This window comes from Streptomyces longispororuber (assembly GCF_024448165.1).
Taxonomy (GTDB): domain Bacteria; phylum Actinomycetota; class Actinomycetes; order Streptomycetales; family Streptomycetaceae; genus Streptomyces; species Streptomyces longispororuber_A.
In genome coordinates, this window is record NZ_JAMOLN010000128.1 from 22,751 (window position 1) to 30,432 (window position 7,682).

The 7,682-nt window shown below is 71.2% G+C and carries 6 protein-coding genes; all 6 read right to left on the minus strand.

The features are described from left to right. Position 1: 1 nt before the first annotated feature. A complete protein-coding gene (ccrA, locus tag M4J07_RS30390; protein ID WP_255976908.1) occupies positions 2–1,339 on the minus strand; it encodes a crotonyl-CoA carboxylase/reductase in 1,338 nt (445 codons plus the stop codon). 464 nt (positions 1,340–1,803) lie between these two features. After that, complete coding sequence (locus M4J07_RS30395; protein ID WP_255976911.1) at positions 1,804–3,114, minus strand: polysaccharide deacetylase family protein; 1,311 nt, start codon at positions 3,112–3,114, stop codon at positions 1,804–1,806. Between the two features lie 186 nt (positions 3,115–3,300). After that, positions 3,301–4,104: a hypothetical protein gene (locus M4J07_RS30400; protein ID WP_255976913.1), complete on the minus strand. Its 804-nt coding sequence runs from the start codon at positions 4,102–4,104 to the stop codon at positions 3,301–3,303. Then, positions 4,101–6,182 carry a polysaccharide deacetylase family protein gene (locus M4J07_RS30405; protein ID WP_255976915.1) on the minus strand — a complete coding sequence of 694 codons (2,082 nt, stop codon included), beginning with the start codon at positions 6,180–6,182 and terminating at the stop codon, positions 4,101–4,103. Before M4J07_RS30405 ends, M4J07_RS30400 begins: the two co-directional genes overlap by 4 nt. Beyond that, positions 6,167–6,289 (minus strand): hypothetical protein, encoded by a 123-nt coding sequence (locus M4J07_RS30410; RefSeq protein ID WP_255976917.1) that lies wholly within the window; start codon positions 6,287–6,289, stop codon positions 6,167–6,169. Before M4J07_RS30410 ends, M4J07_RS30405 begins: the two co-directional genes overlap by 16 nt. Then, positions 6,286–7,682, minus strand: a 1,397-nt coding sequence (locus M4J07_RS30415; RefSeq protein ID WP_255976919.1) for a glycosyltransferase family 2 protein, incomplete at its 5' end; no start/stop codon positions are given. The genes M4J07_RS30415 and M4J07_RS30410, both read right to left, overlap by 4 nt.

Genomic DNA, 7,682 nt, shown 5'->3' on the forward strand with positions numbered 1-7,682 from the left:
TTCAGACGTTGCGGAAGCGGTTGATGGCGTCGATGTGCTGGGCGCGCTTCTCGTGGTCGCGCACGCCCAGGCCCTCCTCGGGGGCGAGCGCGAGGACGCCGACCTTGCCCTGGTGGAGGTTGCGGTGCACGTCGTAGGCCGCCTGCCCGGTGTCCTCCAGGGAGTAGACCTTGGAGAGCGTCGGGTGGATCTTGCCCTTGGCGATCAGGCGGTTGGCCTCCCACGCCTCGCGGTAGTTGGCGAAGTGCGAGCCGATGATGCGCTTCAGCGACATCCACAGGTAGCGGTTGTCGTACTCGTGCATGTAGCCCGAGGTGGAGGCGCAGGTGGTGATGGTGCCGCCCTTGCGGGTGACGTAGACCGAGGCACCGAAGGTCTCGCGGCCGGGGTGCTCGAAGACGATGTCGATGTCCTCGCCGCCGGTGAACTCGCGGATGCGCTTGCCGAAGCGCTTCCACTCCTTCGGGTCCTGGGTGCGCTCGTCCTTCCAGAACTTGTAGCCCTCGGCGTTGCGGTCGATGACCGCCTCGGCGCCCATGGACCGGCAGATGTCGGCCTTCTCGGGGGAGGAGACGACACAGATCGGGTTGGCGCCGCCGGCCAGCGCGAACTGCGTGGCGTACGAGCCGAGGCCGCCGGAGGCGCCCCAGATGAGGACGTTGTCGCCCTGCTTCATGCCGGCGCCGTTGCGCGAGACCAGCTGGCGGTAGGCGGTGGAGTTCACCAGGCCCGGGGCCGCCGCCTCCTCCCAGCTGAGGTGGTCCGGCTTCGGCATCAGCTGGTTGGACTTGACGAGCGCGATCTCGGCGAGGCCGCCGAAGTTCGTCTCGAAGCCCCAGATGCGCTGCTCGGGGTCGAGCATCGTGTCGTTGTGGCCGTCGCTCGACTCCAGCTCGACGGAGAGGCAGTGCGCGACGACCTCGTCGCCCGGGTTCCAGGCGTTCACGCCGGGGCCGGTGCGCAGCACGACGCCCGCCAGGTCGGAGCCGATGATGTGGTACGGCAGGTCGTGGCGCTTGGTCAGCTCGCTGAGCCGGCCGTAGCGCTCCAGGAACCCGAACGTCGACAGCGGCTCGAAGATCGAGGTCCAGACCGAGTTGTAGTTGACCGAGGAGGCCATCACGGCCACCAGGGCCTCGCCCGGGCCGAGTTCGGGCACCGGCACGTCGTCCAGGTGGATCGACTTGCGGGGGTCCTTCTCGCGGGACTCGAGCCCCGCGAACATCTCCGTCTCGTCCTTGTGCACGGTGATCGCGCGGTACGAGTCGGGGAGCGGCAGGGCGGCGAAGTCGGCAGACGTGGCGGTCTGCGACTGGATCGCGTCCAGGATGTCCTTCACGGTGGTGCCTCCGGCGGTGAGCGTCTGAGGGGAACGCTGAGTCGGGTGTGGCTGCAGGGAACTGAGGGGTGTGCCGTCGGTTCGGCGGATGGTGCTGTGGCAGCGCTTGGTGTGGCGCGGAAGGTTGCCTGTGACGCAGGCGTCCGGGCGCACGGGTCACGGTCTGTCGTGGCTCGTGGGGACAGCCGACGTACGGAAGTTCTCTGCACGCCGGCCGCCCGGACACCTTCAACGTATGGCACACCGTGACAGCTGGCAAGGCACTGCGTGCCATTGGTTGCGCTCAGATGAAATCTTTACGGTTCAGGCGAGCGATGATCGATCATCCGTGGTCAGGGAGGGGTTCCTCCTGCTGGAAGGGATCGATGATCGATCACGGGGGCCGGTGAGCGGGTGGGGCGGGACAGGAGAAGGGCGCTTGACGTGGCACGCAGTGCCACATCAAGCGCCCGGGTGAACCGTGCTCAGGTCTGTACGAGTGAGAAGTCGTCCACCGTCGCGTTCCCCGCCGCCGGGAGGGACAGGCCGAAACTGATCGCCGTGTTGCCCGACGGGACGGCCGGCGTCGTGAACACCGCGTGCTGCCAGACCGACGGCGACGGTGCGTACGCCGGTGAGCTCGTCCAGTACGCCCAGGCGCCGCCGGTGCCCCGCAGGGCCACACTGATCTTCACCGGGGCCCCGGCCGGCCAGCTGCCCTTGAACCACAGGCCGAGCGTGTAGCTGCGGCCCGCGGTGACGGCCGGGGCGCAGGCGCCGGTGTCCTGACGGGTGACGAGCTTGCGGTCGCCGTCCGTGTAGGAGGTGACGGCGACTCTCTCCGCGCGGGAGCCGGTGTGGGCGTCCGTCGTGTACGTCCAGGAGTACGTGTTGGTCCCGTAGCCGCCCAGCTGGAAGCAGGTCGGCACGCCGTCCGACGACGCCTCCAGGGAGGCGTTCTGGAGCGTCGAGGTGGGGGCCGGGCCCGGGACGCCGGGCCGCAGCGGACCGCCGATCACGGCGTTGACCGTGGCGACCGCCGTGCCGCGGGCGGCGAGCCAGTCCAGGAAGGCGTCCAGGATCGCGGGCGTCGTCGCATAGGTGGGCTCGCAGCCGTTGCACACGTGGTGGAGGACGATCGGCACCCAGCCGCCGCCGTTGGCCTCCGCCCGGGTCACGTAGCCCTGCAGCGTGGCCAAGGTGGTCGAGGTGGTCACCGAGTCGTTCGTGCGGACCGCGTACGGGTTCGGGGGCGGGACCGCGTTCGCGTACGGACACCCGCCGCACGACCCCGGAGTGACCAGGCCGCCCACGTCGCGCGCCGAGTTGTAGCCGCAGTCGGCGACGTACCCCTGGGTGGCCGCCGTGTCGGCGCCGAAGGGGTAGGCGAAGTTCTTGACGCTCAGGCCGAGGTTCAGCAGGGTCACGCGGTCGTTGCAGATCTCACGGCGCTGGTCGTCGGGGCTCAGATCCGGCAGCCGGGCGTGGGTGGCGGTGTGACCTCCGATCTCCTGTCCGCCGGCCGCGAGTTGCTTCACCTGAGCGGTCGTCAGATGTCCGGCGTCACCGAGGCGGCCGCTGTTCACGTAGAACGTGGCCTTCATGCCGTGGTCGTCGAGGATCGGCTTCACGGTGGTGAAGTGGTCGGCGGTCCCGTCGTCGAACGTGAGGGAGACGGTCACCGGCCCCGGCGCCGCGTGGGCGGCGGTGGCCGCGGGGAGCAGGACGGCTGCGAGAGCGGCCAGGACGGCGAGTGCGGCGAGCTTGGCCCGCACGGGTAAGTGTCGTCTTTTCATGGTGAGTTGTGCCCCTTCGCCGGATGTGCTCGATGTGGTGAGGCGGGTGAGAGTAGTCGTGGAGGACGCGCCGCAGAACGTGTGATGCGGCCGCATTGCGTGTGCGCATCGGAATGCCGGTGTGATGGTCCCGGGCGGGTCGGGACCCAGGAGGCGCACCGGCGGCGCGGGGCCCCGGCAGACGGCCTACCGGCCGCCCCACGCCACGAAGCCTCCGAACAGGAACTCCGTGTTGTCGCCCCGGATGCCGACCGCCCCGGGCCGCGCCAGCTCGCCGGGCTCGTCGTCCACGACATCGAGCACGCGGCGGCCCGCCAGGTCGAGGGTGAGGCGGACGCGGCCGTCGGCGAGGGTGCGGGCCGAGGTGCTCACCGGGCGCCAACTCCCCGGCGGGGCGGGCGCATGGGCGTGCGCCAGCGTGACGTACGTGCCGCCGTTCGACGTGCCGCCCCGGGTCTTGCGCTTCACCGCGACCTCGCCGTCCCGGCGTGCCACGCTCACCGCGTACGTCTCCTGCTCGCTGTGGAAGCGCAGCCAGATGTGCACCCCGTCGAACGGCTGCGACGGGGTGCGCCCCGTCGTCACCATCCGCTGCACGCGCAGCCGCAGCCGCACCGTCGTCTGCCCGAAGTCCCTTCTGCGGCTGGCGAGCCGGAACACCGCCGAGTCCGTGCCGGTGGCCGAGCGGGCGTCCGGGCCGTTGCCGTCGGGTACGCCGGTCCAGCCCGCGCCGTCCTTGCCGAACAGCGAGCCGCTCGTCATGGTCCAGTCGGGGGAGTGGCGGACGTGCGCCCGGTTGGGGTGCCAGTACGCGAACTCGTTGGTGACCAGGCCCTGCTGGGGGAAGCGGGGGCGGAACGCCCCGTCCCCGGTGTCGCCGCCGGACGGACCGAACACCATGAGCAGGGCCGCGAGCAGGGCGGCGAGCGCCGCCGCGATCAGCGCCCACCACCGCGGGCCCCGGCGGCGAACCAGCGACAGCACCCTCATGGTGCGCCTCCGCCGGGCCCGGTCAGCGACGCCGCGTCGAACCCGGGCCACGGCTGCAGCGGCGACGCCCGGTACGCGCTCAGCGCGATGCCGCCCGTGCCGCCGTGCGCCGGGACCTCCAGGGCGGGCGTGCCGGCGACCCGCACCAGCGTGACGTCGGGCCGCACCGTGACCGTCACGGTCCGCCGGTCCGCCCGCGCGAGCTTGTGCGACATCACCCGCCGCACCGCGAGGTCCGGTCCCGTCAGCACCGACACCCAGCCCTTCGACATCCGGACCGTGAGCTGTTCCCGGGCGCCGCGCCGTACGGTCACACTGGCGTGCAGCCCTCTCTCGGCCAGTCCGGTGACCGTCGTGCGCAGCGTGTAGTCCGTCCAACTCCCGCTGCGCCGCGGGTCGTACACGGCGTACGACCATCCGCGGGTGCCGACCGGCTGCACCCGGCCCCCGCCGACCACGACCGCGGAACGCATCCAGCCCGTGCCGTGCGGCTTCCTCTCCAGCCACGGCCCGACGCCGTCGAAGGGGCGGGCCCGGGTCTTCGCGGCCCGGTCCGAGGTGAGTCGCACCCGGCCGACCGCGGGCCAGTCCGGCACGCCCCGCCGGGACAGCGTGAGGGCGATGCCGCCGGTGCCGCGGGCCCCGTACGCGTGGTGCGTGGACACCTGCACCGTCCCGTCCACGGTCACCGTCGTGCGGGCCCCGGCCGCGCGCACCCGCACCGTGTGCCGGGCGCCGGGCAGCAGCTGACGTTCCGCCACCACCTTTTGTCCGAGCACCAGTTGGAGCCTGTCGTACGAGACGCGCGCCGCCACCTGCGCGGGCGAGCCGACCCGGGCGGACACGCTGACGCCGCCACCGCGCGGATCGAGCGCCCGCACGTCGGCGGCCACCGTGTAGTGGTCCCAGTCGGCGGACCCGTACGGCGCGTAGGCCGCGTACCGGTAAGGGCCACTGCGCGGATGGGGGCCCTTGCCGGTGAGGAAGCGCAGGTCGGTCAGGGGCTTCCAGTCGTTGCCCGTCCAGCGCTGCGGCGCCCGCAGCGGGTCCCCGGTCGCGGGCACCGGCGTCCGGGCCGTGACCTGCCGCAGCAGCGCATCCGCGGTGGTGTCCGCGAAGACCTCGAGGCGCTGGTACTGCTGGGCGACCGCGGAGCGCCGGCCGACCGGTTGCGCGGTGCCCGTCTTGTCGGAAAGGGCCGCGACGAAGAGGCGGTTGAGCAGATCGTGGACGTAGGCGGAGGCATGGTCGCCGGGGCGCGCGTTCTCCGAGAACGGGTACGCGAACAGCCGCGGCGTCGCCAGCCCGTGCTCCCTGAACTCCTTCAGGGACGTGACGAGATCCTCGCGCACCCGCTGCTCGTAGCGCGCCTGCGACTCCAGTTGTCCGGTGGAGGCCAGGTAGCGGCGGTTGATCAGCAGTGAGCCGGTCGCGCCGTCCGGGCCCGTGCGGCTGCGGGTGTGCAGGTCATGGGTGTGGTTCTGGAAGTCCCAGCGGCCGGAGTTGTCCATCCGGTCGATCTCCTGCCAGGACAGGTAGTAGGGCCGCTTCACCGAGACCTTGCCGGTGATCAGGAACGACACGGCGTGCATGCGGTGGCGGGCCAGGATGCGGTCCGCGTAGGTCCACAGGCCGTGCGTGCCGTCGTCGAAGGTGAGCAGGACCGAGCGCTCCGGCACCGGGCCGCCGAGCAGATACGTCACGAACTCGTCGACGGTGAGCGTGCGGTAGCCGGCCGCCGACAGCGCCGCCATCTGCCGTTCGAAGGCCCGGGGGCCGACGACGTACTTGCTCGAACTGTCCTTCGCGATGTCGTGGTAGGTGAGCACGACGGGCGCGGCCCGCCGGGGCAGCCCGGCCGCCATGCCCTGCCAGCGCTCCCGCGCCGCCCCGTCGACCAGAGCGGCCGGGGTGTCCTCCTGCCGCGTCAGGTACCTCTGGCTCTGGTACAGCCGCCAGGCCACCAGGAACGGCACGGCCAGCACGACCACGGTGAGCAGCGTCAGGACGACCCGCACCGCGCGCCGCGCGACCCGCACCGTCCACCGGGGCCGCACCCGCGTCACAGCGAGGACCATGGCGGCCAGCTCCCCCGGGTGAGGACCATCAGGTACACGAACACGACGAGTGCCGCCGTGAGCAGCGCGGTCGCGATCCGGCCCGCCCCGCGCGCCAGCCGCCTCATGACTGACTCCTCGACCACACGCCGCGCCGGATCGTGAGCAGCGAGTACGGCAGCAGCCACGACAGCAGCAGCGACGACAGCAGGCTCATCAGCGGCCGGCAGCGCCAGTTCGTGTTCCCCGGGTTGTCGACCTTGAACGCGAGCCCCCAGACCGTGCCCTTGAGGATGATCCCCGCGAGATACAGGCCGGTCAGGAACCACAGCCCGTGGTACGGCGCCCAGACCAGGTGGCGGACGGCCATCAGGGGCGCGCACAGCACCCACAGCACATGCCCGTAGAAGAGGACGGCGGGTCCGAGTCCCCTGCGCCACATGAATGTCCCGGTGAAAAAGAGATTACGGATGAAACTCTTCTTCCAGCGCACTTGTTGCCGCATGAAGGGCCGAAAACGTGCGGGTACCGTCGTCCACACTCTCGCCGATTGCACATAGCCGATGCGCCACGGCAGTTCGGGGTGGTCGGTCTCTTTGACGAAGGGCGAGTCCGAGTATCGCTTCTTCAATTTCCGGCCCTTCCAGCACTGTCCGAGAACATATCCCGTCAGTTGTCGGTCGGTGGCGAAGCGGAATTCGCCGCCGAGAAACCGGTCGCCCGCCCACGCGGGCAGATAGTTGTAGATGGCGTCGCGGCGGAACACGGCGAGCGGTCCCGACACGCACGACACCGAGCCGAAGGTGGCCTCCGCCGCCTTCGCGACTCTGAACTGCCCCTCGTACCAGACGTCCTGTGTGCGGGAGAGCAGGGAGTCGTCGGGGTTGAGGGCGCGGGCGTGGCCGCTGACCGCGCCCAGCTCCGGGTGGTGCACGAGCGCCGTGACGCAGCGCTGCAGCGCGTCGGGCGCCAGCAGGCAGTCGGAGTCGGTGAACGCGATGACCTCGCCCGTGGCCTGCTCGGCGGCCTTCACGAGGGCGTGCTTCTTGCCGACGTTCTCCGCCAAGTAGAGGACCTTCAGAGGCAGTTCGCGCTGCAGCCGGCCCAGGATCGCGCGTGTGCCGTCCTCGGACGCGTCGTCCACGACGACGACTTCCAGATCCGGGTAGTCGCTTCCGGCCATCGAGCGCACGCACTCCTCGATGCCCTCCTCCTCGTCCTTCACGGCCACCAGGAAGCTGACGCGCGGGACGTCGGGCAGCGCGGGGAACCGGTCGAGGCGGCGGGGGCGGTGGTGCAGGATGCGCACCGACGGGTCGTCGTAGCGGCTGTAGGCGATGAACAGCATCGCGATCGTCACCGACAGGACCGTGAACCCGTAGCCGAGCAGCAGCGGTGCCTGCACCAGGCGCGGCGCCTCGCGCGCCAGCACGAGCAGCAGCGGAAGCAGCACGATCACCACGACGAGCCGCCGTGCCGCGTGCCGCACGCCCGGGTCCATCCGGTCCGCGAGCCGGACCA

Excerpts from the sequence above, each read along its gene's own strand:
- M4J07_RS30410 (WP_255976917.1), bottom strand. The coding sequence starts at position 6,289 with ATGAGGCGGCTGGCGCGCGGGGCGGGCCGGATCGCGACCGCGCTGCTC.
- M4J07_RS30395 (WP_255976911.1), bottom strand. The coding sequence starts at position 3,114 with ATGAAAAGACGACACTTACCCGTGCGGGCCAAGCTCGCCGCACTCGCC.
- M4J07_RS30405 (WP_255976915.1), bottom strand. The coding sequence starts at position 6,182 with ATGGTCCTCGCTGTGACGCGGGTGCGGCCCCGGTGGACGGTGCGGGTC.
- M4J07_RS30400 (WP_255976913.1), bottom strand. The coding sequence starts at position 4,104 with ATGAGGGTGCTGTCGCTGGTTCGCCGCCGGGGCCCGCGGTGGTGGGCG.